Consider the following 25,141-nt stretch of genomic DNA (forward strand, 5'->3'; position numbering starts at 1 on the left):
GTTATACTGCGCCCAGTTGAAATTTAAGGGTATTCAAATTGCAATTTATCGCATTGACATCTATTGGTGTAGAGCAGTTACTGGTTGAAGAATTAACCGAGTTTGGTTTTGAAATAAACAAGCAAACCGTTGGTTCAGTTAAGTTCACAGGTGCTAATCTAGACGTACAAAAGTTCTGTATGATGACACGATTTGCAACGCGCGTGATGTTGCTTATTGATGACAAACCAGAAGTGAATGACAAAGATTCTCTCTACAAGTTTGTTCGTTTTCAGGCATGGCAAGATTGGTTTAGCCCAAAGCAGACCTTTGCAGTAGAGTTTAATGGTACGAATAATGCGCTTAAAAATACGCAATTCTCTGGCTTGGTGGTTAAGGATGGGATCGTTGACTACTTCAATGACCTGTTTGAGCAACGTCCAGATGTTGACAAACAGACACCGGATATTCGCATCATAGCGAAATTATCTAAGCAAGGCTGTGCGCTATATATCGATTTCTCGGGACCTCGCTTATCTGATAGAGGTTATCGTGACAAACAAGGTAAAGCGCCAATTCGTGAACATTTAGCGGCAGCGCTGGTTAAACGTAGCGGCTGGCTTGAAGATACTAATAAGCCGCTTTTTGACCCCTGCTGTGGTTCTGGCACGTTATTAATCGAAGCGGCATCTATGGCGCTTGGCTTACCTACTAACCTTAATAAAGATTTTGCCTTTAAACGCCTGCCGAGTTTTCGTGAAAGTAAGTTCACCGAGCTTAAAGCACAATTAAAGGTACAGCCAGAGCAAAAGAGCTTATGGCTGATCGGTAGTGATATCGATGAACGTGTGCTGTCAATTGCTGAGCGTAATGCCAAGCGCGCAGGCGTTGAGTCACATATTAAGTTTAAGTTTGAAGATGCCAATCACCTTAGCCTTGCTGCTAAACGTCCTGGCATTGTGCTGAGTAACTTGCCTTATGGCGAACGTCTAGGTGGTATGGCTGAAATTATTACGCTATATCGCAATATGGGTATCGCCTTTAAAAAGCACTATAAAGACTGGAATTTGGCGTTACTTGCGAGTGAAGAAAGCCTATTAAAAGTGCTAAAACTAGCGCGTAAAAAGTCTTATAAATTCAAAAATGGCCCGCTCGACGTGCTGCTTAACTTGTATGAAATGAATGAGATGCAGGTACAGCAAAATAAACAGAGCAGTGGGCTTAATTTTGAAGGCTCGACTGCGTTTGGTAACCGCTTGAAGAAAAATCTACAAGGCTTAAAATCTTGGCTGAAAAAAGAAGACGTTAATGCGTATCGTGTTTATGACGCGGATATCCCTGAGTACAATGTTGCGGTTGATGTATATAACGACAACGCAGTCATCTTTGAATACAAAGCGCCAAAAGAAATTGACGATAGCGTTGCGCAAAAACGTTTGCAAGACGTGATCACACTGACCGCCGAGCAGCTTAATATTGACCCGCTAAACATCGCGGTAAAAGTAAGAAAGCGCCAAAAAGGTCAAGAACAATACAAAGCCCTAGACAAGCAAAACCGTACTGAGGTAGTAGAAGAGTACGGCGCTAAGTTTAAGGTTAACCTATTTGATTATCTTGATACTGGTCTATTCCTTGACCACCGTTTAGCCCGCAAGTTTATTCAGCAACATTCGAAAGATAAACGCGTGTTGAATCTTTTTGCATACACAGGTAGTGCTTCCGTGCATGCCGCAGTTGGCGGTGCTAAGTCTGTTACCACAGTAGATATGTCAAAGACCTATCTAAAATGGGCTGAGGAAAACTTTGAGCTAAATGGTTTGAAGAACCCACGTTTCAGATTTGAGCAAGCGGACTGCTTAAAATGGCTTGAAAGAGCAGTTGGTCAATATGATTTGATATTCTTAGACCCACCAACATTCTCTAACTCTAAACGTATGTCAGATGCATTTGATGTACAAAGAGATCATTTAAAACTATTTGGTTGGGTAAAGAAGATATTAGCACCGAACGGTGTACTGCTGTTTTCTAACAACAAACGCGGATTTAAAATCGATGAAATGGGACTTGCGGCACTTGGCCTAACCGCTGAGGAATACTCATCGCAAACCTTGTCTTTGGATTTTAAGCGTAACAAACAAATTCACAACAGCTGGTTGATCCGTCATGATTAAATGTACTTTATTTCACACCGATGGTTGTCATCTTTGTGAAGAAGCATTGGCGATGTTAATTCAATTTTTGCCTGAAGCCGAAATTGAACTCGTTGATATCGTCGATTGTGTAGAGACGATGACGGAATATCAATATAGAATTCCAGTGATTAAAAAAGGCGAGACAGGTCAGGAACTTGGCTGGCCTTTTACTCAACAACAACTACAAGAATTTATAGAATAATATGGATCTCATTCGAATTGCTAAAGCGCAACTGGCTTTTGGCTCACACCCTATACTTGACCAAGCTGATGCCGTTATTGAATCTGGCGAGCGCGTTTGTATCGTGGGCCGAAACGGTGCCGGTAAATCAACGTTACTGAAAGTACTTGATGACCAAGTTCAACTTGATGATGGTGAAATCAATCGTGTTGGTGGATTAAAAGTTTCAAGGCTAGAACAAGACCCACCAAAGGGCGCAAATGGGTCGGTCTTTGATTATGTTGCAAACGGTTTACCTGATGTTGCTGAGCTACTCATTGAATTTCATGAAGTCAGTGAAAAACTACAAACCAGCCAGTCAGATAAACTGATGACCTCGCTTGAGCGCCTGACTCAGCGATTGGAAAGCGAAGATGCGTGGCGTTTTGAGTCACGGATCAAGCAAGTGCTTAGCCAGTTGCAATTAGATGCGAATATGCGCCTAGAAGAACTCTCAGGTGGCTGGCTACGCAAAGTTGCACTGGCCAAAGCCTTGGTGAGTGACCCAGATTTACTGTTACTCGACGAGCCGACTAACCACCTTGATATGCAAAGTGTCATCTGGCTTGAGCAATTCCTGAAAGAGTTTAAAGGGGGGATCGTGTTTATCTCTCACGACCGTGCCTTTATTCGCGCAATGGCGACCCGAATTTTAGATTTAGACCGTGGCAAGTTGGTTTCATACCCTGGAGATTATGCGCAATATCTAGAACAAAAAGCTCATGATTTAAAAGTGGAAGAGCAACAGAATGCCTTGTTTGATAAAAAGCTTGCCGAAGAAGAAACCTGGATAAGGCAAGGGATCAAGGCCCGCCGAACCCGTAACGAAGGGCGTGTGCGAGCACTAAAAGCGCTTCGTGTTGAGCGCAAGCAACGCATCGAGCAACAAGGTAAGACAGACTTCAACATCGAGACGGCGGATCGTTCCGGTAAGCTGGTCTTTGAAGCGAAACATTTAGACAAAGCATTCCAAGAAAAATGCATTGTAAAGGACTTTTCAACGCTGGTGATGCGTGGCGATCGTATTGGCTTGGTCGGTCCTAATGGAGCAGGTAAAACTACGCTGTTAAAAATGCTTTTTGGTGACATTAAACCTGACGCAGGCAGCGTAAAACAAGGCGTGAACCTGGAAGTTGCGTACTTCGACCAATACCGTGAAAAATTGGATGAAGAAGCAACTGTGCAGGATAATGTCGCAGAAGGTAAGCAAGAAGTAATGATGGGCGGCCGCTCACGTCATGTGCTTGGCTATCTGCAGGACTTTTTATTTCCGCCTGCGAGAGCTCGAACCCCTGTAAAGGCATTATCAGGCGGTGAAAAAAACCGCTTATTGCTTGCTAAGCTCTTCCTTAAGCCTTCAAATATTATTGTGCTGGACGAACCGACCAATGATTTGGATATTGAGACGCTTGAGTTACTTGAAGAAATCTTAAACCAATACCAAGGCACGGTGCTGGTCGTCAGCCACGACCGAGAGTTTATCGATAATACCTGCGGCAGTGTCTGGGCGTTCGAAGGCGAGGGCTTGGTGACAGAAATTGTTGGCGGTTATAGTGATTTTGAACTGTACCAGCAAAGACGAGAGCAGCAAAAGAAAGAAGCACAAAAGGTTCATCAAGAAAAGCAGCAACAAGTCGAGACTAAAAAAGCAGCTGCACCTGCTCGTTCAAATAAGCTGAGTTACAAATTAAAACTTGAATTAGAGTCGTTGCCCAGTAAAGTAGAGGAACTTGAAGAGGCTGTGAACAAACAACAAGCACTGGTCAGCGATCCAGACTTCTTTAAACAAGATCAAGAAACGACCCACAAGGCATTGAACCATTTGACTGAGCTAGAGTCGAAGCTGGAAGCCGCGTTTGAACGCTGGGAAGAACTAGAAGCATTACAGAATCAGCAGTAAGGATTAAAATGAAATTTAAACTTTTAGCCGCGAGTGTCGCCGTAGCCCTTTCACAACAAGCGGCCGCTGCCACCTATCAGTTAACTGAATTACCAAGACATGATAATAGTAAATATAGCTACGTGTCGGACGCAAATGAAGCTGGAGACGTGATTGGTCATGCTTCCAATTTATTTGGTGTTAAGATTGATGTGTCATATATCGACTTCGATGATTCAACACTGAAAAGCGATTATGACAATGTAAAGAAGCAATATGAGCAGATAGAAGAAGAAATTACCTTCACCTTAGATGATATTCAAAATAATGATGCTGCAAATACCAACGCACAAGCTCATGCATTTATGCTTTATCACTTAAGTCGAAGAGGGGCTAATCAATTTCAAACTGTTGTTCAAGCAATCTCTCTTACGTACAACAACAATACTGCTGAAGAATTTGTAGTATATGATGAACAATCTCCTGATTACGAAGGGCTAACTCGCTCGGTCACTAACTACCTTACAAGCATCGCAGAAGACGGTACAATAGTGGGCTGGGGCTCTGCACCTTTTAAAAAGATAACTTTTACTCCTGAGGGTGAAACAGAAGAAGAAACTTATTTTGTACGCGATTGGCGAAATAAAGGAATTTTGGTAACTCCTGCTGGTGAGAAAGTTAGGCTGGAGCCCGCATTTACTGAGCATGGCGGTATTTCTATCGCGACAGACATCAAGCAAACTAACGAAGGTGGTTATATTGTCGTCGGGCAAAGCTCTACGTCATTATCTCAAAGAGCAATCGAAAATATAGCGGATGATTGTGATGGTGTAGATGAGCCAGTGGATGTTTGCATCCAGAGTATCAGCACTCCATATCACACTAGGGCATATAAATGGACTTTTGATAACAACTTTAATTTAGTTGATGCAACAGATTTAGGGCTCGGTTTTACGCCTGATGAAGATAGTGAAATTGCATACTCTAGTATTGCTGTTGCGACTAACTCGGATGGGTTAACCGTTGGTTACTCTCGAGTACGTAGACAAAGAGATGATAGACTACTGCCATATGAACAAGCTGTTTATTTCGAAGACGGTGAAATCAAACGAGTTAGAGAAGTTGAGAGCTTTATTGAATATAGCCAAGCAGTCGATGTGAATGACAACGGTACCATAGTTGGTGTATTTGGACGTTTCAGTGGAGGCTCTAGAGACTATGACGCAACTGGCTTCTACTTTAATACTACAAGTGCTGAGTTTAAGGAGATGCCCACATACTTTGAAGGTTCAGCAACAGCAATAAATGACATTAACAATAATGGCTTTGTTGTTGGTCAAGGTGTGATTGAAAAGAGTGGTTCAAACCGTCGTCGTGAAGCCTTCTTATATGAAATCGGGGCGGAAAAGCTAGTAAACATTAATTCTCTTCTTCCCTGTAAGAGCGATACCTTCCCTTACACGATTGCGGAAGCAGTAAAAATTACTGACGATAACAAGATCTATGCGATTGCCACCAAAACGGTTGAAAGACGCAATACACTTGGTGAAATTGAGAAGGACAGCAAAGGTGAGACTGAGTATGAGTCGGTAAGCTTACCGGTTCTACTTACGCCAATTTCTGGTGAACCTGAAAGCTGTACACCACCTGAAGCAGAGACATATGAGCGTCAATCTGCAAGTTGGTCTTGGCTTAGTTTACTCGCGCTACCACTAGTGGCGCTGAGAAGACGTCGTAAAGCCTAAAGTACAATTTATACGATAAAAAAGCCCGGAAGGGCTTTTTTTGTGTTTGAAAAGAAATATTCGCAAATTCAATTCGATATTTAATTCAAGCGATAAAAATCTTAACTATACTGGTATTAGCCTTGGCCGCGACTTTGCCACGCTTTATTCACTGAGCGTCGCCACAGGTAGTCGATACCGAAAAAGCCGATAATGGCGGCAAGTGTTGCGCAGATCAAAGAGCCGACGATAAATGCAGGCCCAATCGTTGTTAGGCTTTGTGCAAGCCATTCCCAACTCGCCTCAAAATGGAATGGTTGCTGCTCTTGACCAAGAGCAAATACACCGACTAGGTATGAGCAGTAAAATATAGGTGGCATCGTAAGTGGATTGGTGATCCACACGAGTGCAATAGACAAAGGCAAGTTAACGCGAAATGGAATCGCTAGTGCTGCCGCCAGTACCATTTGAAAAGGAACAGGGATGAATGCGAAAAATAGCCCCACCGAGAATGCGCCGCGTGCTGAGCGCCGGTTTAAATGCCACAGGTTGGCATCATGCAGTAACTTACCAAAGATTTTTAATGATTTCTGTTGTTTGATTTTATTATGATCAGGTAAAAAGCGTTGAATCGTTTTTTTCGCCATTTGCAGCTGCCATCTACTTGGATTCTGATATGTTTTGGAATAATTCTGGGTTGCTTCAGTGCGGTATTTCTTCTCGACAATTGGCGATCAGCCGCACTAAGCATATTCCTCTACTTCATGGGCCGCTATTCTAAGCTTTTTTGTCCTATATTGGCAGGATTTATTTTAGGGATTTCCATTGCTATTGGTCATTACTTTGTTTTTTATCAGCTAAAAATACCAGAAATGTGGCAATCGCAGCTTGTTACTGCTTCGGGTAAAGTTATTGAGGTTGATAATTCTGTGATTGGTGAAGCGTTAAAGGTAAAGCTTGAGCAAGTTGATGGCTACCAATTTGCCCGTTGGCGTACAGTAAACGCAAAACTCTATCGTAACTCATCCACGCCTATGTTGCGTGTCGGTGACCACATTGAATTTACGGTAAAACTTAAGCGTTATCGTAGCCGAATTAATATCGGACTTTTTAATGCTGAATTGCATGCGTTTAGGAAGCATATATATTTTAAGGGTAGCATCAAAACAATCAAGTCGGTAGTGAAGGACACTACGTGGCGAGATAACTACCGCTTATTCATAGATAAAACGCTTGATGGGCGAAGCTATGCTTGGCTGTACTATATTTTGTTAACTGGCGATACAAGCAAAGTCGACTTCGAAAACAAAACACAATTTAGAAGTCTTGGCTTGAGCCATCTGTTAGCGATTTCAGGGCTGCATATCGGAATGGTATTTGCCATTGCGTTTTTGCTGATAAAAGTCGTGCTGTATTGTATCCCGGTAATAATTTCCCAAGCAGCTAACTTACATCAATGGTGTTTGGTTTTTGCGTTACTGTTGTGTTTTGGTTACGTCATTCTCTGCGGTTACAGCGTATCGGCGACTCGAGCTTTAATCATGGCAATGGTGTGGGTTGCTTGTTACCTCTTTGCTGTGCGCCTTAAAGCGCTTCAGGTGCTAACAGTAGCGTTGACCATCGTCTTGATAGTAGACCCGTTTTCACTACTTAATCCTGGTTTATATTATTCCTTTTTTGCGGTTGCTATCATCGTAACGTTAGTGACAAAAGTTGGTAGAGGTTTAGGTGCAAAGCTACTTGCCTTAATCAAGTTGCAGCTTGCGTTATTTACCTGTCTGTTGCCACTCAACCTGTATTTCTTTTCCGGTGCGAGTATTATCTCATTGGTTGCGAACATCATTGTGATCCCGTTGGTTTCCATCGTGGTATTTCCGCTACTACTACTTCATGTTACTGCGCTGCACGCTATTGGTTGGCAACTTCCACTTCATTTAGTTGATAATGTGTTAGTGTTTCTTTTTGAGCTGTTGCAAAGTGCTCCACTAACTTGGGTAGATATACCTGGCGTTTCGTCCATGTTTCTAATAACCAGCTACTTAAGTGCTTTGCTGCTGTATTTATTCAGAAATTATCTTGGTTTATTACCCATATTGTTTTTCCTCGTTCAGTATCAATTTCGAGCTTCTCCGCTATGGCAAATCGATATCTTTGACGTGGGTCACGGAACGGCAGTGTTAGTTTCTCGCAATAACAAAGGGCTGCTCTATGATGTGGGGGCCAAGTATTTTGGTTATTTTTCGATGTTCGAGTTTGTGATCAAACCTTATCTTTTGAATAATCGAATTACGCTGCAAGATACCATCATTAGTCATAATGATGGCGACCATAATGGTGGCGTTGACGACCTCATTGCCTATGATGGCGGAAAATCGTTACAGCGTTTTCACCCTGCAAGTCCAGCTGATAGTTGTGTGCTAGGAACACATCAATTTCAAGGGCTAGACGTATCTGTGATCTGGCCTCAAGAAGTGTCGAACAATGACAATAATAATTCTTGTGTGGTTCGTATCTCTGATGGGCGTTTTACGCTTTTATTACCAGGAGATATCGAGAAAATAACCGAAACTAAGCTGCTTAACATTGAAAAAGAAGCTCTTAAGGCCGATATATTACTGGTTCCGCATCATGGTAGTGGCAGCTCTTCAAGCGAGCAGTTTATTCAAGCGGTTGACCCAGATATTGCGATATTTTCTCGTGCCTTTTATTCGCCGTGGAAAATTCCCAATGAGAAAGTGATTGAAAGATACCAAAGAGTAGGGAGCACACTATTGGATACCGCTTTAGATGGCCATATAAAGATCTCAATTTTTGCTCAAGAAATTACAGTTGAACGAGCTCGGGAAGTGGAAAATTACTGGTTTCTCAGATAATCCATTCAGTTTTAATGATTTGAAAGTTACAATAATGCCATATAGAAAAGTAGAGGCTGGCAATGCAACCAACCGACAAGCAGATTTACGCTAGATTATTTAGCTATGTAAAAGACTTTAAACTCGCTGCCATATTTTCAGTAATTGGCATGATAGGGTACGCTGCGATGGACGCTTCGTTCGTTGCCTTAATGGATCCGTTTATCGATGAGGGTCTCACTGCAGGCAATCGCGACGTACTAAAATTAGCTCCCTTTGTTGTCATCGCGTTAGTTATTGGACGCGGCATCTTTAATTATATGGCATCGTATTGCTTGTCTTATGTCGGGTCGCAGGTTGTGCGTGCTTTGCGACAGCAACTATTTGAACACATGTTGTATCTACCAGTGTCGTTTCATGATCAACATTCTAATGGTGAAATGATATCAAAAATCACTTTTGATACGGAGCAGGTACAGCAAGCCGTCACTAAGGCACTTCAAGTGCTGATCCGTGAAGGCGCATTTGTTTTTTTCTTACTTATCACGATGTTTTATGCAAGTTGGCAGCTATCGCTCATTTTCTTAGTTGTGGTACCGATCGTGGCGGTGATCGTTACTGTGGTGTCTAAGCGCTTCAAGAAAATCTCCAAGAATATTCAAGATGCGATGGGAGAAGTGACGAAAAGCTCTGAGCAAATGATGGCGGGTCATAAAGTCATTCATGGCTTTGGTGGCCAAGAAAAAACCATCTCTCACTTTGCTAAAGTTAATAATCATAACCGTCAGCAACGCGTAAAAATGGATGCGACTAAAGCGCTGAGCGTATCTATCATCCAAATCATAGCGGCGAGCGCAATGGCCGTGATACTCGCGATTGTCGCGATGCCTACTATGGTAGACAAAATTTCATCGGGCACTTTTGTCACTTTGATCACCTCTATGATGATGATGCTGCGTCCTTTAAAACAACTTGCCAATGTGAATAGCGACCTGCAACGCGGGATCTCTGCGGCGAAAAGTGTGTTTGCGGTGATTGATCTTGAACAAGAAAAGGACACTGGCACTCAGTCTTTATCTCGTGCTCAAGGTAACCTACAAGTCAAAGACTTAACCTTTACTTATCCATCTAAAAACGACCCGGTGATTGAGTCATTAAACCTTGAAATCAAAGCTGGGCAGAGTATTGCGTTGGTAGGTAGAAGTGGTTCAGGCAAATCAACTATCTCTAATCTATTACCACGTTACTATGATATTGAAGCGGGCAGTATTGAGTTAGATGGCACGAACATAAATGATTACCAGCTTGCGGATCTACGCGCGCAGTTTTCCATCGTGTCGCAGCAAGTGGTGTTGTTTAATGACACCATTGCAAACAATATTATGTACTCGTTAAAGCAACCCTTATCGCAAGAAGCCCTAGAAAAAGTAGTAAAACAAGCCCACGTCTGGGAATTTGTTAAAGATCTTCCTGAGGGCCTAAATACCGTTGTTGGTGAAAATGGCGTGATGCTTTCTGGCGGACAACGACAACGTATCGCTATCGCGCGTGCTATTGTGAAAGATGCACCTATCCTTATTTTAGATGAAGCAACATCAGCATTAGACACAGAATCTGAGCGTTTGATCCAACAAGCGTTAGAAGAGCTGATGGCCGACAAAACAACCATAGTAATTGCCCATCGGTTATCGACAATCGAGCGTTGCGACTGCATCTATGTGCTAGATAAAGGCAAGATCATCGAACAAGGCAAGCATGCTGAATTGGTCGCGCAGGAAGGGGTTTATCATGCACTTTGCAAAATGCAGTTTGGTGAGCAATAAATGGCATCCAAAATAGAGCAAAGTTGGTATAAAAAACCGGGACTACTAACGCTATTATTGCTTCCGCTAAGCCTGTTATTTGGACTTATTAGCTCGGTGAGAAAGGGGCTTTATCAACTCGGCTTTTGCCCTGCGTACCGCTCGCCTGTTCCGGTTATTATTGTCGGTAACATCAGTGTGGGCGGTAACGGCAAAACGCCATTTGTACTTTGGTTAGTCCCTTTTCTTGAAAATCTTGGTTTTAAGGTTGGGGTGATCAGTCGAGGCTACGGTGCAAAACCCAGTTCAACCCCATTTTTGGTCACTGAAGCGACCTCAACGGAAGAGGGCGGTGATGAACCTTGTTTGCTCGCCAAACGATTGAAATGCCCAGTGATGATTGGTGCTGATAGACAAGCCAGTATTGAAAAATTATTGGGTAATAGCGATGTAAACATCATCGTCAGCGACGATGGGCTACAGCACTATAAATTGGCACGAGATATTGAGTTCTGTATTGTTGATGCTGTGCGACGCTTTGGTAATGGCTTATGGATGCCAGCAGGGCCGCTTAGGGAATTACCTAAGCGTATTCAGAGTGTTGATCTTGCCGTATATAATGGTGGATGCGAAAGTTATTCCTACACGTTAGAGACCGTTGGTTTTTTTCGTGTTACAGATGATAGTCCAGCATCCAATATTGAAATGGCTGGCGCTTCAGTCTGTGCTATCGGCAATCCCGCGCGATTTGAAAATACGCTACGAGATAGGGGGATTGTTCTGAGTGAAAGCCTACATTTTGCGGATCATCATCCATATCAAGCGTCCGACTTCGCGCAAATCGATAACGGCGCTATTTTTATGACAGAGAAAGATGCGGTAAAGTGTCGCACTTTTGCAAAAGATAATTGGTATTACCTCAAAGTAGATGCCAAACCTACATCAGCGCTTGAAAAAGCGGTATTAAATTTACTTAAAAAGAAAGAGATTTATCATGGCCTTTGATACCAAATTACTAGAAATAATTGCCTGCCCAGTATGTAAAGGCAAATTAAGATATGACAAAGAAAACAAAGAGTTGATCAGCACAGCAGCTAAGCTTGCTTATCCAATTAAAGATGATATTCCTGTGTTATTGGAAAACGAAGCGCGCGAGCTGAGCAGCGATGAGGTTGAGCAGTGGAATTCGTAGTCGTTATTCCGGCGCGTTATGCTTCAAGCAGGCTGCCTGGTAAACCACTTGCTGATATCGGCGGTAAACCAATGATCCAGCGTGTTTACGAACAGGCGATTCAATCTGGCGCGGCAGCGGTTTATATCGCAACCGATCACAGTGCGGTATTTGAGGCAGCGCAAAACTTCACTGATAATGTGCTCATGACGCGTGAAGATCACCAATCTGGAACTGAGCGACTCGCCGAAGTTGTTGAACAACTGGGGCTGAACGAACAAACCTTGGTGGTCAATGTACAAGGTGATGAGCCACTGCTAGAGCCTGATAACATCGCACAAGTGGCAGCACTACTGCACCATTCTGATGCACCGATGGCGACTTTGTGCGTTGATGTGGAAGATGTGGAAGAGGTGTTGAATCCGAATGCGGTGAAAGTGGTGTCTGATATTCAAGACAACGCACTGTATTTCTCTCGCTCTTCTATTCCGTTTCAGCGTAACAGCATGTTAACGCTCGACAAAAATAGCATTCCAGTGAGCCATTTTAAACGTCATGTTGGCATATATGCCTATCGTGCGGGCTTTATTCAAACCTATTTATCGCTAAGTGTTTCACCGCTAGAGGTGCAAGAGTCACTAGAGCAGCTACGTGTGCTGTATCATGGATACAAAATTAAGGTCGCTAAAGCGGTTAAGCCGGTGCATGCTGGAGTGGATACCCCCGAAGATTTGGCACGGGTTCAAGAGATACTGAATGGAAAAGTTTAAGCTCATTGCGGACGAGATAGACTATGTGGTTGCATACAAACCACAAGGTTTGAGCTTCCATAGTGAGGACGGTGCAGGTTTTGTTGCCTTACTGACGGAGCAACTAGGCTATCCCTTATTTGCGGTTCACCGCCTCGATAAAGTCACGTCGGGACTCATCCTTTTAGCGAAGTCTAGTGAGGCTGCAAAGCAGCTAACGAGCCTGTTTTCCGCTCGAAAAATAGATAAATTTTACCTGGCGTTAGTTAGTGCGAAACCTAAGAAAAAGCAAGGTTGGATAAAAGGCGATATGGCTAAGTCGCGCAGAGGTACCTATAAACTGATTAAAACTAAGCTAAATCCTGCGGTGACTCGATTTTATTCATGCTCTGTTGCGACCAACCTACGCGCTTGTATTGTCAAACCGTTTAGCGGTAAAACACACCAAATTCGGGTGGCACTAAAAAGCATCGGTGCACCAATTTTAGGTGATTTAGCCTATAGTGGAGAGCCTGCGGATAGAACGTATCTTCATGCATTTTGCCTTGAATTTGAATGGCAAGGTAACCATCAACGCTATCAAGCTGCGCCTGAAGGTGATGGTGCATTTGGCCATTTATTGGCACATGAAATCTTTGCAAGTTGGCAAAATCCAAGTCAATTAGAGTGGTAACATGACGGATTCGAATAGAGAACTAAGATTTGGCGGTATTGGTCGGTTATACGGTAACGCCGAGTTGGAAGCATTAAGTAAAGCACACTTTTGTGTCATTGGTATTGGTGGCGTTGGCAGTTGGGCTGTAGAAGCGCTAGTGAGAACGGGTATAGGTAAAATAACGCTTATCGATATGGACGATATTTGTGTAACCAACATTAACCGTCAGTTACATGCTCATAGCGAAAGTATCGGGATGCAAAAGATTGAAGCAATGCAAGATCGCTGTCTTGCGATTAACCCAGATTGTGAAGTTACCCTGATCGATGATTTTCTGATGTTAGATAACATTAGAAACTACATTCAAGGCTTTGATTATGTTATCGACTGTATCGACGCGGTTAAAGAGAAAGCGGCGCTAATCGCGCATTGTAAGCGAAATAAAATACCGGTGATCACCACAGGTGGTGCAGGCGGTCAAACCGATCCGAGCCAGATCCAATATGGGGATGTGGCAAAGACGACCCATGATCCGCTGCTGGCAAAAGTACGCTATATTCTCAGAAAACAATATAATTTTAGCGATAATCCAAAACGTAAATTTGGCGTAGATTGCGTGTATTCCACAGAGCAACTCGTTTACCCAAGTACTGATGGCACCGTGTGCAAAGCAAAGCAACAAGCTGAAGGTGGGAAAAACATGGACTGCGCCACCGGGTTTGGCTCTGCCACTATGGTAACCGGGAGTTTTGGTTTTTTTGCGGCGTCCAAAGCAATACGTAAGTACCTCGATAAACAAAGCAAAAGCAGCGAATAAGTGTGCTCGTTTGAGCACCTTATATCACGTTATTTTAATATCTCTGCCTGCACTTGGATCTGTTCAACAATCGCACGGATACCATTACCTCTAGATGGACTTAGGTGAGTAATTAATCCAAGCGACTCAAACAGTTCATAAGCATTAAACTGGCTTGCTTGTTCTGGCGTTTTACCTGCGTACGCTGCAATGATGATTGCAAGTAAGCCTTTAACAATACGCGTATCTGAGTCGGCAATAAGTACGAGTTGCTGCGCACTTTCATCTAAGTCCACATAGAGCCAAACTTTACTATCACAGCCCGACACTAACGCTGAGTCAACTTTCAACGCATCAGGAAGCTCAGGAAGTTGTTTACCTAGCAGCATAATTTCACGATACTTGGCTTGCCAGCCATGACTTTCAGACAATTTTTTTGTGATATGTTCAATATTCATAAGTTCAATCTAATAATTCTATTGTGGCACTTAACGCATTAATAAAATGCTCAATATCGTCTTGGTTATTATAAAAAGCCAAACTTGCACGTACTGTCCCATTAACCTTGAGCATTTTCATTAGCGGCTGAGTACAATGGTGTCCGCTTCTGACTGCTACGCCGTATGTATTGAGTAGTGTGGCAAGATCGTAGTGGTGCTCGTTTTTATAGTTAAAACTGACGACACCAACATTGTTTTGTGTATCGCCATAAACCGTGATGCCTTCAATCTGTCTTAGCTTTGCTAGAAGGGAGTGATAGAGCGCTTGCTCATAGCGTTGAAGTGCACTGGGATCAATCTCGTTTACATAATCTATCGCTGCGGCAAAACCGATAACGCCAGAAATATTGGGAGTGCCGGGCTCAAACTTGCCAGGTGCCTCTCGATAGCTGGATCGCTCAAAACTCACTTCTTTTATCATTTCGCCGCCGGTTTTGTATACGGGGAGCGCATTTAGTTGCTGGTATTTACCATAAAGTCCGCCGACACCTGTTGGTCCAAGCGCTTTATGAGCTGAAAAAACATAAAAGTCGCAATCCAGCGCCTTCAGATCAGGTCTTAAATGCAGTAAAGACTGTGCGCCGTCGATAACCGTGATGGTACCCAAGGCTTTGCAAACCGAGATGAGCGACTCAACTGGATGAATATTCCCAAGTGCGTTTGAAACATGGCCCATCGCTAACACATCAGGTTTATGCTGCTTTAACATCGCAATGGCACCTTGCTCATCGAGGACGCCGTCTAACATAGGTAACACCAGTAAAGTTGCGCCGGTACGCTGACAAGCTTCTTGCCAAGGCACTATGTTAGCGTGATGTTCAAAGGGACTGATGGCAATTACACTGTCTGAAGTGAAACGTGCACTCAGGCCATGAGCCAACAAGTTTAGTGATTCAGTTGCGCCGCTGGTCCATACTATTTCTCGTGTTTCAACATTTAAAAAATTGGCAATTGTTTCTCGGGCACTTTCATAGCGAACGGTGGCGTTTTCACTAAGCGTGTGTAAACCTCTATGTACGTTTGAATTCTCATTTTGATAAAAAGTTTTTATGACATCGATGACTTTGTTCGGTTTTTGCGCAGTTGCAGCAGAGTCAAGATAGCAAAGCGGCTGCCCATCGAGTTGTTTGTTCAAAATTGGAAAGTCGTTGCGCAGAGATTGGATGTCAGTCATAACGTACCTGAGTTAATTGAGCAGCGCGATTCTAACGAATACGCGGCGATATTAAAACAAAAAAGGCCGCATTAAGCGGCCTTTTCAAACACAATAACGAGATTATCTGTCGTTTTGTGTTTTGTAGTCGCGAGACGTGTAGCCTTTGTAAAGCTGACGCGGACGACCAATTTTGTGTCCTGGCTGAGAAAGCATTTCGTTCCAGTGTGAAATCCAACCCACAGTACGAGACATCGCGAAGATAACTGTAAACATGCTTGTTGGGATACCGATTGCTTTAAGAATGATACCTGAATAGAAGTCTACATTCGGGTATAGTTTCTTCTCGATGAAATAAGGGTCTTCTAGGGCAATCTGTTCAAGTTTCATTGCAACGTCAAGAAGTGGATCTTGAATGTTTAGCTCTTTAAGCACTTCGTGACACGTTTGACGCATTACTGTCGCGCGTGGGTCAAAGTTTTTATAAACGCGGTGACCAAAGCCCATTAGACGGAACGGATCGTTCTTATCTTTTGCTTTTGCAACGTACTCGTCAATACGATCAACAGAACCAATTTCTTCGAGCATAGTTAAACATGCTTCGTTTGCGCCGCCGTGTGCAGGGCCCCAAAGTGATGCAATACCTGCCGCGATACACGCGTAAGGGTTTGCACCTGAAGAGCCAGCAAGACGAACTGTTGAAGTTGATGCGTTTTGCTCGTGATCTGCGTGAAGCATGAAAATACGATCCATTGCTTTAGCAAGTACAGGGCTGACGTTGTAGTCTTCAGCTGGCACAGAGAACATCATGTGGAGGAAGTTTTCTGCGTAGCTCAAGTCGTTACGTGGGTATACGAACGGTTGGCCAACGTTATATTTGTACGCCATTGCAGCAATTGTTGGTAGCTTAGCTACTAACTTGATTGCACAACGCATACGTTGATCTTCGTCAGAAATATCCAAATCTGAGTGGTAGAACGAAGATAACGCACCAACTACACCACATAGCATTGCCATAGGGTGTGCATCTACACGGAAGCCTTGGAAAAACGCAGCAATCTTCTCGTGCATCATTGTGTTGCGAGTGATCTCATCTGAGAACTCAGCTAGTTGTTCTTCGCTTGGTAGTTCACCGTTTAATAGTAGGTAGCAAAGTTCAATATAGTTAGAATTTTCAGCAAGTTGCTCAATTGGATAACCGCGATGAAGCAGTACACCTTTGGCACCGTCAATGTAAGTGATAGACGAGTCACAAGAGGCAGTCGACATAAATCCTGGGTCATACGTAAATAGGCCGTGAGCACCTAAAGAACGAACGTCAACTACGTCTTGACCAGCTGTACCTTCGTAAATTGGTAACTCAATCGGATCGTGACCATCAATATGGACTGTGGCTTTTTTATCTGCCATCTATTTGTCTCCTATTTAATAACAATATTCTGATTGTTATGTTGTGATACTAATGTTAAGCAAATTCAGATCATTCTAACTTATAACCTAGGTTAAAAGTCAATTTTTCTGTGATTTATGCATAAATGTATAATAAATATTCTACGACGATTAAATATTAGACCATTCGCTAATTCGCAAGCGTCTCTATCTAAACAAGAATTGTAAAAGGGCGCATAGCCTTATATACTGTCAACGGTTTTATACCGTATCGTCTGTGGGTAAACCTATTTTTACATCAATTTTTACACTCGAGTGAACTTTTTGGTGTCCTAATTGGTTTATCTAGAGTGTGCCACCTACATTTGCAATATGTAGGTGGGTTTCATAAAAACAAGTAGATGAGCTCCTTTGTGGGCAAAGATGGGCAAGTAACTGTGAAAAAGCAAAGACCTGTAAATCTAGATCTTACGACTATATCTATGCCGCCAACGGCTAAAGCGTCGATTCTTCACCGTGTCACCGGTGTTGCTTTCTTCTTCGCTTTGACCTTTGTGATTTGGGCTTGGTCTGAATCCCTTTCTTCTCCTGAAGGCTTCGAGTTTGTAAAAGAACTGATGTCTGGCTTTATCGCGAAATTCATCGCGTGGGGCACCCTAACTGTATTGTCTTACCACATCATCGGTGGTATCCGTCACATGATCCAGGATATGGGACATTGGGAAGAATTAGAATCAGGCAACAATAGCGCGAAGATTGCACTAGCACTTTGGGTTATCGTAGCAATTTTGGCTGGAGTATGGATATGGTCTTAAATCAAGCGACTCTAAAGCGTGATGGCGTACAAGACTACGTGTCACTACGTACAACTGCGTTAATTATCCTAGCTTACGCGGTATTCATCGTAGGCTATCTTCTAATTACTCCTGAACTAACTTATGAAGCTTGGTCAGGGTTGTTCTCAAATTTAGCTGTTAAAGCAGCAACGATGATCACACTAGTATGTATCATGGTACATACACGCATCGGTTTGTGGCAGGTTCTAACTGACTACGTTAAGAACTCAACAACTCGCACTATTCTTGGCTTTGTATTAAACCTTATGGCTTTAGCTTACGTAGCTATTGGTCTGTTTGTTCTGTGGGGTGTTTAAGTGAAATATAACGTACGTGAATTTGACGCAGTTGTAGTCGGTGCCGGCGGTGCGGGTATGCGCGCGGCACTTGCTATCTCGGAATCAGGCAAAACTTGTGCTCTTATTTCAAAAGTTTTCCCAACTCGTTCTCATACAGTATCAGCACAGGGTGGTATCACCGTTGCGCTAGGTAACTCTCACGAGGACAACTGGGAATGGCACATGTACGATACGGTTAAAGGTTCTGATTACATCGGTGACCAAGACGCTATCGAGTACATGTGTAAAACAGGTCCAGAAGCTATCACTGAACTTGAGAACATGGGTCTACCTTTCTCTCGTTTTGAGAATGGTCGCGTATATCAGCGTCCTTTCGGTGGTCAGTCGAAAAACTTTGGTGGCGAGCAAGCTGCACGTACAGCAGCCGCAGCGGACCGTACTGGTCACGCGTTGCTACACTGCCTATACCAGCAAAACGTTAAAAACAAAACAAACGTTTTCTCTGAGTGGTATGCACTAGACCTAGTAAAAAATGACAATGGCGATGTAGTGGGTGTCACCGCAATCGACATCGAGTCAGGTGAAATCACCTATTTCAAATCAAAAGCAGTTGTTCTTGCAACTGGTGGTGCGGGTCGTATTTTCGCATCAACAACGAATGCGCACATCAACACAGGTGACGGCGTTGGTATGGCGGTTCGTGCTGGCATTTCAATGCAAGACATGGAAATGTGGCAGTTCCACCCGACAGGTATCGCAGGTGCGGGTGTACTAGTAACAGAAGGTTGTCGTGGTGAAGGTGGTTACCTTCTAAATAAAGATGGCGAGCGCTTCATGGAGCGTTATGCGCCAAACGCGAAAGACCTAGCATCACGTGACGTTGTTGCACGTTCAATGATGACTGAGATCCGTGAAGGTCGTGGTTGTGATGGTCCTTGGGGTCCGCACATCAAGCTGAAGCTTGACCACTTAGGTGCTGAGACACTTAATTTACGTCTTCCTGGCGTTTGTGATCTAGCGAAGACATTCGCACACGTAGACCCAGCGGAAGAGCCAATTCCAGTAATCCCTACTTGTCACTACATGATGGGTGGTGTACCTACTAACGTAAACGGTCAAGTACTGAACGTAGACGGTCAAGGTAATGAAAAGATCGTTGAAGGTCTATTTGCAGTAGGTGAGATTGCGTGTGTATCTGTACACGGTGCAAACCGTCTAGGTGGTAACTCACTGCTTGACCTTGTCGTATTCGGTCGTGCGGCGGGTAACTTCCTTGGTACTTACTTGAAAGATGCAGAAATCGCCAAAGAAGCAAGCAACGATAACGTAGACGCAGCACTTGCGCGTACTAACCGTTGGGAAACTTCTGCGAAAGGTCAGGGTGAAGATCCTGTACAAATCAAGAAAGATCTACAACGTTGTATGCAGCTTAACTTCTCGGTATTCCGTGAAGGTGATGCAATGGCTGAAGGTCTTAAAGAACTTAAAGAGATTCGTGAGCGTCTACAGTACGCACGTCTTGACGATAAGTCTGCTGAATTCAACACGCAACGTATCGAGTGTCTAGAGTTAGATAACTTGATGGAAACAGCGTATTCGACAGCGGTTGCTGCGAACTTCCGTACGGAAAGTCGTGGTGCACACTCTCGCTTCGATTACCCAGAGCGTGATGATGAAAACTGGTTGTGTCACTCGATTTACAACCCAGAGTCTGAGTCTATGAGTAAGCGTGAAGTTAACTACGCGCCTAAGACTCGTGAAGCATTCCCACCGAAAGCACGTACATACTAGGAGCTAAGCGATGGCAACTTTAGAATTATCTGTTTATCGTTATAATCCTGATGAAGATGCGGCGCCACGCATGCAAGACTATTCTCTAGAAGTAGAGGAAGGTCGTGACATGATGGTGTTAGATGCTCTTATGCAGTTAAAAGAGCAAGACCCATCTTTATCTTTCCGTCGTTCATGCCGTGAAGGGGTATGTGGTTCTGACGGTATTAATATGAATGGTAAAAATGGTCTTGCATGTATTACTCCAATTTCTGCTTTGCAGAGCGGTGGTAAAGGCAAGGTCGTCATTCGTCCATTACCAGGTCTTCCGGTGATCCGTGACTTAGTAATCGACATGAGCCAGTTCTATACGCAATACGAGAAGGTTAAGCCATTCTTGATCAACGACAAGCCAACTGGTGGTGAAGAACGTCTTCAGTCTATTGAAGAACGTGAAAAGCTAGATGGCCTGTACGAATGTATTCTTTGTGCATGTTGTTCAACGTCTTGTCCTTCTTTCTGGTGGAACCCAGACAAGTTCATCGGTCCTGCGGGTCTTCTACATGCTTATCGTTTCTTGGCTGATAGCCGTGATACAGCGACAGAAGAACGTCTTGCTGGTCTTGATGACGCGTTCAGCGTATTCCGCTGTCACAGTATTATGAACTGTGTTAGCGTATGTCCAAAAGGCCTTAATCCAACTAAGGCAATTGGACAAATTAAATCAATGTTGTTAAACCGTTCGGTATAACACATACTACTAGCTAAGATGGCAAGCAAAAGCTTGCCATCTTGTTTTCGTTTGAGTTTCTGCGCTAGATAAAAGGGCTAATAGATGCACGAAGGTGTGATGAAGGCATGGCTAGAATCTTCGCATTTGTACGGCGGTAACGTTGCGTACGTAGAAGATCTATATGAGGCGTATCTAGATGATGCAGCTTCAGTGCCAGAAGAGTGGCGAGAGGTGTTTGATCAACTACCTAAAGTTGATGGAGTGGATGTTGACACTAAACATTCAGAAGTAAGAGCGCAATTTGCGGAGCTTGCTAAAAACAAACACAGAGAAGTCGTGGTTTCCGCAGAGGGTTCTGCTGATGCCAAGCAAGTTAAAGTTCTGCAGTTAATTAATGCATTCCGTTTCAGAGGTCATCAGAACGCAAACCTAGATCCTTTAGGGATTTGGGATAGAGAACGTGTTCGCGATCTTGACCCTGCTTTTCATGATTTAACTGATGCAGACTTAGATAAAGAATTTAACGTTGGCTCTTTTGCTTGTGGCAAAGAGACAATGAAACTCAAAGACTTGTACGCTGCGCTTAAAGCGACATACTGTGGCTCTATCGGTGCAGAGTACATGCACATCACCTCTACCGAAGAAAAACGTTGGTTACAACAGCGTTTGGAATCGTCCTTCTCGAAGCCACAATTCGACAAAGAAACCAAACTAAGAATCTACAAAGGTCTAACTGCTGCAGACGGCTTAGAAAAGTACTTGGGCGCAAAATTCCCAGGCGCTAAGCGTTTCTCTCTAGAAGGCGGTGACTCACTTGTGCCTATGCTGAAAGAGCTCATTCACCGTGCTGGTGAAAGCGGTCAGCAAGAAGCCGTAATTGGCATGGCCCACCGAGGTCGTCTAAATGTACTAGTGAATGTATTGGGTAAAAACCCTCAAGAACTATTTGACGAGTTCGCTGGTAAATATGGCGAGCACGCGGGTTCTGGTGATGTTAAATACCACATGGGTTTCTCTTCTGACTTCGGTACGAAGGGCGGCAATGTTCATATGGCATTGGCATTTAACCCATCTCACCTTGAAATCGTAAACCCAGTAGTAATGGGTTCGGTACGTGCTCGTCTTGACCGTTTGAATTGCCAAAGTGGTTCTAAAGCATTACCAATCACAATTCACGGTGACTCTGCAATCGCAGGTCAAGGTGTCGTTCAAGAAACGTTTAACTTATCGCAAACACGTGCATACGGCGTTGGCGGTTCGATCCGTATCGTAGTTAATAACCAAGTTGGTTTCACTACGTCAAAACGCGAAGATACTCGTTCGACTGAATACTGTACTGATATCGCTAAAATGGTTCAGGCACCTATCTTCCACGTGAACGCAGACGATCCTGAAGCTGTTGCTTTTGTTACACAAGTTGCACTTGATTTCCGTAACAAGTTTAAACGCGATGTGGTAATTGACTTAGTATGTTACCGTCGCCACGGCCACAACGAAGCGGATGAGCCAAATGCGACGCAACCGCTGATGTATCAGAAGATCAAAAAGCACCCAGTACCTCGCCAATTGTATGCTGATCAACTTGTACGCGAAGGTGTGATTTCTGAAGACGATGCGAAACAAATTGCTGACGAGTACCGAAATGGTCTTGATAAAGGCGTTTGTGTCGTTGAAGAAATTCAAAAAGAAACCAAACACTCATCAGATTGGTCTAAGTATGTTGGTCACGATTGGGATACGCCGTATGAGCCAAAGGTTGCGCTAGATAAACTCAAAGCGCTTGGCGAAAAGATTGCGAGCTACCCAGAGGCCCATAAAGCACAATCACGCGTTAAAAAGATTTACGATGATCGTAAACTTATGGCGCAAGGCGAGAAAATGCTTGATTGGGGTATGGCTGAGACATTGGCTTACGCGACCTTGGTTGATGAGGGCACTGATATTCGTCTTACTGGTCAGGATTCTGGTCGTGGTACATTCTTCCACCGTCATGCCGTAGTTCATAACCAAAAAGACGCGTCGACTTATCTTCCGCTGCAAAACATTCGTGAAGGTCAAGGCCTGTTCGAAGTGTACGATTCAGTACTATCGGAAGAAGCGGTACTTGCGTTCGAATATGGTTACGCGACAGCAGAGCCAACGTCATTGGTACTATGGGAAGCGCAATTTGGTGACTTCGCCAACGGTGCTCAAGTCGTATTCGACCAATTCCTAAGTTCAGGTGAGCAGAAGTGGGGTCGTTTATGTGGTCTAACACTACTACTTCCTCATGGCTATGAAGGTCAAGGTCCAGAGCACAGTTCTTCGCGTTTAGAGCGTTATTTACAGCTTTGTGCTGACCACAATATGCAAGTATGTGTGCCGTCAACACCAGCGCAAGTATACGCAATGCTACGTCGTCAATCGGTTCGTCCACTACGTCGTCCTCTGATTGTAATGACGCCTAAGTCGCTATTACGCCACCCATTAGCTGTTTCTAGCCTAGAAGAGCTATCCGAAGGCGTATTCAATAACATGATCGATGAGATTGATGATATCAATCCTGAAAACGTTGAGCGTGTTGTGTTCTGTAGCGGTAAGGTTTATTACGAACTACTGCAAGAACGTCGTAAGCAAGAGCTTAACAACGTGGCTATCGTTCGTGTTGAACAGCTATATCCATTCCCTCACAAAGAGATGGATGAGATCATGGCTCGCTACCAGCACGTAAAAGATTTTGTTTGGTGTCAAGAAGAGCCACAAAACCAAGGTGCTTGGTACTGTTCACAGCATCATTTCTGGGAAGCTATCCCGGCTGGCGCAAATCTGACTTATGCAGGCCGTAAGGCTTCAGCTGCACCAGCATGTGGATACATGTCTACACATACTAAAGAACAAAACGCGTTAATTGCTGACGCTTTAACAATAAAGAAATAAGGAATAAGAGATGACAACCGAAATTAAGGTTCCTGTTCTTCCTGAGTCTGTTGCCGATGCAACGGTTGCTACATGGCATGTAAGCGTTGGCGATAAAGTGACTCGTGATCAAAACTTAGTTGACATCGAAACGGATAAGGTCGTTTTAGAAGTTGTAGCACCAGAAGATGGTGTTATCGTTGCAATTTCTGAAGAGGAAGGCGCAACCGTTCTTGGCGAACAAGTTATTGCACAACTAGGTGCTGCTGATGAAGCAGCAGCGCCTGCTCAATCAAATGAAAAACCAGCAGCGTCAGAATCGGCGCCAGCAGCAGAAGGTAAAGAAGTGGACATTAAAGTACCTGTACTTCCTGAGTCAGTAGCAGACGCTACTATCGCAACTTGGCACGTTCAACCAGGTGAAGCGGTTAGCCGCGACCAGAATCTAGTTGATATTGAAACAGATAAAGTGGTTCTTGAAGTTGTTGCACCTGAAGACGGTGTGATGGGTGAGCACATCCACGCTGAAGGTGAGACAGTACTAGGTGATCAAGTTATCGGTAAAATCGTTGCCGGTGGCGCACCAGCTGCATCATCAAGTGCGAAGAAAGAAGAAGCACCAGCTGCTGCTTCTGACGAAAACTCAGATGTACTAACACCATCTGTTCGTCGTCTTATCGCAGAGAAAGGCCTTGATGCTGCTAAGATCAAAGGGTCTGGTAAAGGCGGTCGCATTACTAAAGAAGACGTGGACGCTTTCCTTAAAGCACCAGCAAAATCAGAGTCTAAGCCTGCAGCTTCAGCACCAGCTGCCCCGGTAGGTGAGCGTACTCAGAAACGTGTACCAATGACTCGTCTACGTAAGACAATCGCTAACCGCTTATTAGAAGCGAAGAACTCAACAGCAATGCTGACAACGTTCAACGAAGTAAACATGAAGCCAATCATGGATCTTCGTAAGCAGTACCAAGAGGTATTTGAGAAGCGCCACGGTATTCGTTTAGGTTTCATGTCTTTCTACGTGAAAGCGGTAACAGAAGCACTTAAGCGTTTCCCTGAAGTTAACGCGTCAATCGACGGTGACGATATCGTTTACCACAACTACTTTGACATCAGCATCGCGGTATCAACACCTCGTGGTCTAGTGACTCCAGTACTACGTGATTGCGATAAGCTTTCTGTTGCTGAAATCGAGAAGAATATTCGCGAATTGGCTATCAAAGGTCGTGATGGCAAACTAACTGTTGACGATATGACTGGCGGTAACTTCACTATTACCAACGGTGGTGTATTCGGCTCACTACTATCTACGCCTATCATCAACTTGCCACAGTCTTCAATCTTGGGCATGCACAAAATCCAAGAGCGCCCTATGGCAGTAAACGGTAAAGTTGAAATTTTACCTATGATGTACCTAGCACTATCTTATGACCACCGTCAAATCGATGGTAAAGAGTCAGTTGGTTTCCTAGTAACAATTAAAGAGTTACTTGAAGATCCAACACGTCTACTACTAGACGTATAATATTTGTTTAAAGAATAAGCTG

General features: G+C 43.8%; 21 protein-coding genes. 17 read left to right on the plus strand and 4 right to left on the minus strand.

What is annotated here, in order from left to right:
• Positions 1-38 precede the first annotated feature (38 nt).
• Genes rlmKL through GSF13_RS14005 form a run of 4 tightly spaced genes read left to right on the plus strand, consistent with a single transcriptional unit; the run spans position 39 to position 6,015 of the window.
• Positions 39-2,150: a bifunctional 23S rRNA (guanine(2069)-N(7))-methyltransferase RlmK/23S rRNA (guanine(2445)-N(2))-methyltransferase RlmL gene (gene rlmKL / locus GSF13_RS13990; protein WP_174168955.1), complete on the plus strand. Its 2,112-nt coding sequence runs from the start codon at positions 39-41 to the stop codon at positions 2,148-2,150.
• Positions 2,143-2,373: a glutaredoxin family protein gene (locus GSF13_RS13995; RefSeq protein ID WP_206472837.1), complete on the plus strand. Its 231-nt coding sequence runs from the start codon at positions 2,143-2,145 to the stop codon at positions 2,371-2,373. The genes rlmKL and GSF13_RS13995 overlap by 8 nt, the downstream gene beginning before the upstream one ends.
• Position 2,374: 1 nt before the next feature.
• Positions 2,375-4,291: an ABC transporter ATP-binding protein gene (locus GSF13_RS14000; RefSeq protein WP_010604640.1), complete on the plus strand. Its 1,917-nt coding sequence runs from the start codon at positions 2,375-2,377 to the stop codon at positions 4,289-4,291.
• Between the two features lie 8 nt (positions 4,292-4,299).
• On the plus strand, positions 4,300-6,015 hold the full coding sequence (locus GSF13_RS14005; protein ID WP_174168953.1) for a DUF3466 family protein: 1,716 nt from the start codon (positions 4,300-4,302) through the stop codon (positions 6,013-6,015).
• Positions 6,016-6,131: 116 nt separating this feature from the next.
• On the opposite strand, the gene GSF13_RS14010 is transcribed toward GSF13_RS14005, so the two are convergent.
• Entirely contained in the window at positions 6,132-6,641 is a 510-nt protein-coding gene (locus GSF13_RS14010) for a DUF2062 domain-containing protein (RefSeq protein WP_010371507.1), read from the minus strand.
• Here GSF13_RS14010 and GSF13_RS14015 point away from each other — a divergent pair, their 5' ends adjacent.
• The 7 genes from GSF13_RS14015 (at position 6,642) to tcdA (ending at position 14,040) form a co-directional block, all read left to right on the plus strand.
• On the plus strand, positions 6,642-8,867 hold the full coding sequence (locus GSF13_RS14015) for a DNA internalization-related competence protein ComEC/Rec2 (protein ID WP_227387676.1): 2,226 nt from the start codon (positions 6,642-6,644) through the stop codon (positions 8,865-8,867). It abuts the gene before it with no gap.
• Between the two features lie 62 nt (positions 8,868-8,929).
• Entirely contained in the window at positions 8,930-10,669 is a 1,740-nt protein-coding gene (gene msbA / locus GSF13_RS14020) for a lipid A export permease/ATP-binding protein MsbA (protein ID WP_211868833.1), read from the plus strand.
• Positions 10,670-11,653, plus strand: coding sequence for a tetraacyldisaccharide 4'-kinase (gene lpxK / locus GSF13_RS14025; RefSeq protein WP_102056719.1), 984 nt, complete (start codon positions 10,670-10,672; stop codon positions 11,651-11,653). It abuts the gene before it with no gap.
• A complete protein-coding gene (locus tag GSF13_RS14030; RefSeq protein WP_010371492.1) occupies positions 11,643-11,840 on the plus strand; it encodes a Trm112 family protein in 198 nt (65 codons plus the stop codon). Before lpxK ends, GSF13_RS14030 begins: the two co-directional genes overlap by 11 nt.
• Entirely contained in the window at positions 11,828-12,589 is a 762-nt protein-coding gene (kdsB, locus tag GSF13_RS14035) for a 3-deoxy-manno-octulosonate cytidylyltransferase (RefSeq protein WP_174168950.1), read from the plus strand. Before GSF13_RS14030 ends, kdsB begins: the two co-directional genes overlap by 13 nt.
• Positions 12,576-13,241, plus strand: a complete 666-nt coding sequence (locus tag GSF13_RS14040) for a TIGR01621 family pseudouridine synthase (RefSeq protein WP_206472840.1) — start codon at positions 12,576-12,578, stop codon at positions 13,239-13,241. Before kdsB ends, GSF13_RS14040 begins: the two co-directional genes overlap by 14 nt.
• 1 nt (position 13,242) lies before the next feature.
• Positions 13,243-14,040, plus strand: coding sequence for a tRNA cyclic N6-threonylcarbamoyladenosine(37) synthase TcdA (gene tcdA / locus GSF13_RS14045; RefSeq protein ID WP_211868835.1), 798 nt, complete (start codon positions 13,243-13,245; stop codon positions 14,038-14,040).
• Positions 14,041-14,069: 29 nt separating this feature from the next.
• Here tcdA and GSF13_RS14050 read toward each other — a convergent pair whose 3' ends face one another.
• From GSF13_RS14050 to GSF13_RS14060, 3 genes are all read right to left on the minus strand, one after another.
• Complete coding sequence (locus GSF13_RS14050; RefSeq protein WP_211868837.1) at positions 14,070-14,477, minus strand: SufE family protein; 408 nt, start codon at positions 14,475-14,477, stop codon at positions 14,070-14,072.
• A gap of 4 nt (positions 14,478-14,481) precedes the next feature.
• Positions 14,482-15,693 carry a cysteine desulfurase gene (locus GSF13_RS14055; RefSeq protein ID WP_211868839.1) on the minus strand — a complete coding sequence of 404 codons (1,212 nt, stop codon included), beginning with the start codon at positions 15,691-15,693 and terminating at the stop codon, positions 14,482-14,484.
• A gap of 102 nt (positions 15,694-15,795) precedes the next feature.
• Positions 15,796-17,082 carry a citrate synthase gene (locus GSF13_RS14060; protein WP_010371472.1) on the minus strand — a complete coding sequence of 429 codons (1,287 nt, stop codon included), beginning with the start codon at positions 17,080-17,082 and terminating at the stop codon, positions 15,796-15,798.
• Positions 17,083-17,498: 416 nt separating this feature from the next.
• Between GSF13_RS14060 and sdhC the strand changes: the two genes are divergently transcribed.
• The 6 genes from sdhC (at position 17,499) to odhB (ending at position 25,119) form a co-directional block, all read left to right on the plus strand.
• Positions 17,499-17,876 (plus strand): succinate dehydrogenase, cytochrome b556 subunit, encoded by a 378-nt coding sequence (sdhC, locus tag GSF13_RS14065; RefSeq protein ID WP_125252744.1) that lies wholly within the window; start codon positions 17,499-17,501, stop codon positions 17,874-17,876.
• Complete coding sequence (gene sdhD / locus GSF13_RS14070; RefSeq protein ID WP_010371467.1) at positions 17,867-18,214, plus strand: succinate dehydrogenase, hydrophobic membrane anchor protein; 348 nt, start codon at positions 17,867-17,869, stop codon at positions 18,212-18,214. Before sdhC ends, sdhD begins: the two co-directional genes overlap by 10 nt.
• Complete coding sequence (gene sdhA, locus GSF13_RS14075; protein ID WP_010371464.1) at positions 18,215-19,987, plus strand: succinate dehydrogenase flavoprotein subunit; 1,773 nt, start codon at positions 18,215-18,217, stop codon at positions 19,985-19,987.
• Positions 19,988-19,997: 10 nt separating this feature from the next.
• Positions 19,998-20,717: a succinate dehydrogenase iron-sulfur subunit gene (locus GSF13_RS14080; protein ID WP_174168947.1), complete on the plus strand. Its 720-nt coding sequence runs from the start codon at positions 19,998-20,000 to the stop codon at positions 20,715-20,717.
• 84 nt (positions 20,718-20,801) lie between these two features.
• Positions 20,802-23,615 carry a 2-oxoglutarate dehydrogenase E1 component gene (gene sucA, locus GSF13_RS14085; protein ID WP_102056725.1) on the plus strand — a complete coding sequence of 938 codons (2,814 nt, stop codon included), beginning with the start codon at positions 20,802-20,804 and terminating at the stop codon, positions 23,613-23,615.
• A gap of 10 nt (positions 23,616-23,625) precedes the next feature.
• Entirely contained in the window at positions 23,626-25,119 is a 1,494-nt protein-coding gene (odhB, locus tag GSF13_RS14090; RefSeq protein ID WP_045989062.1) for a 2-oxoglutarate dehydrogenase complex dihydrolipoyllysine-residue succinyltransferase, read from the plus strand.
• Positions 25,120-25,141: the final 22 nt, after the last annotated feature.

The organism is Pseudoalteromonas sp. M8, from assembly GCF_018141365.1.
GTDB lineage: Bacteria > Pseudomonadota > Gammaproteobacteria > Enterobacterales > Alteromonadaceae > Pseudoalteromonas.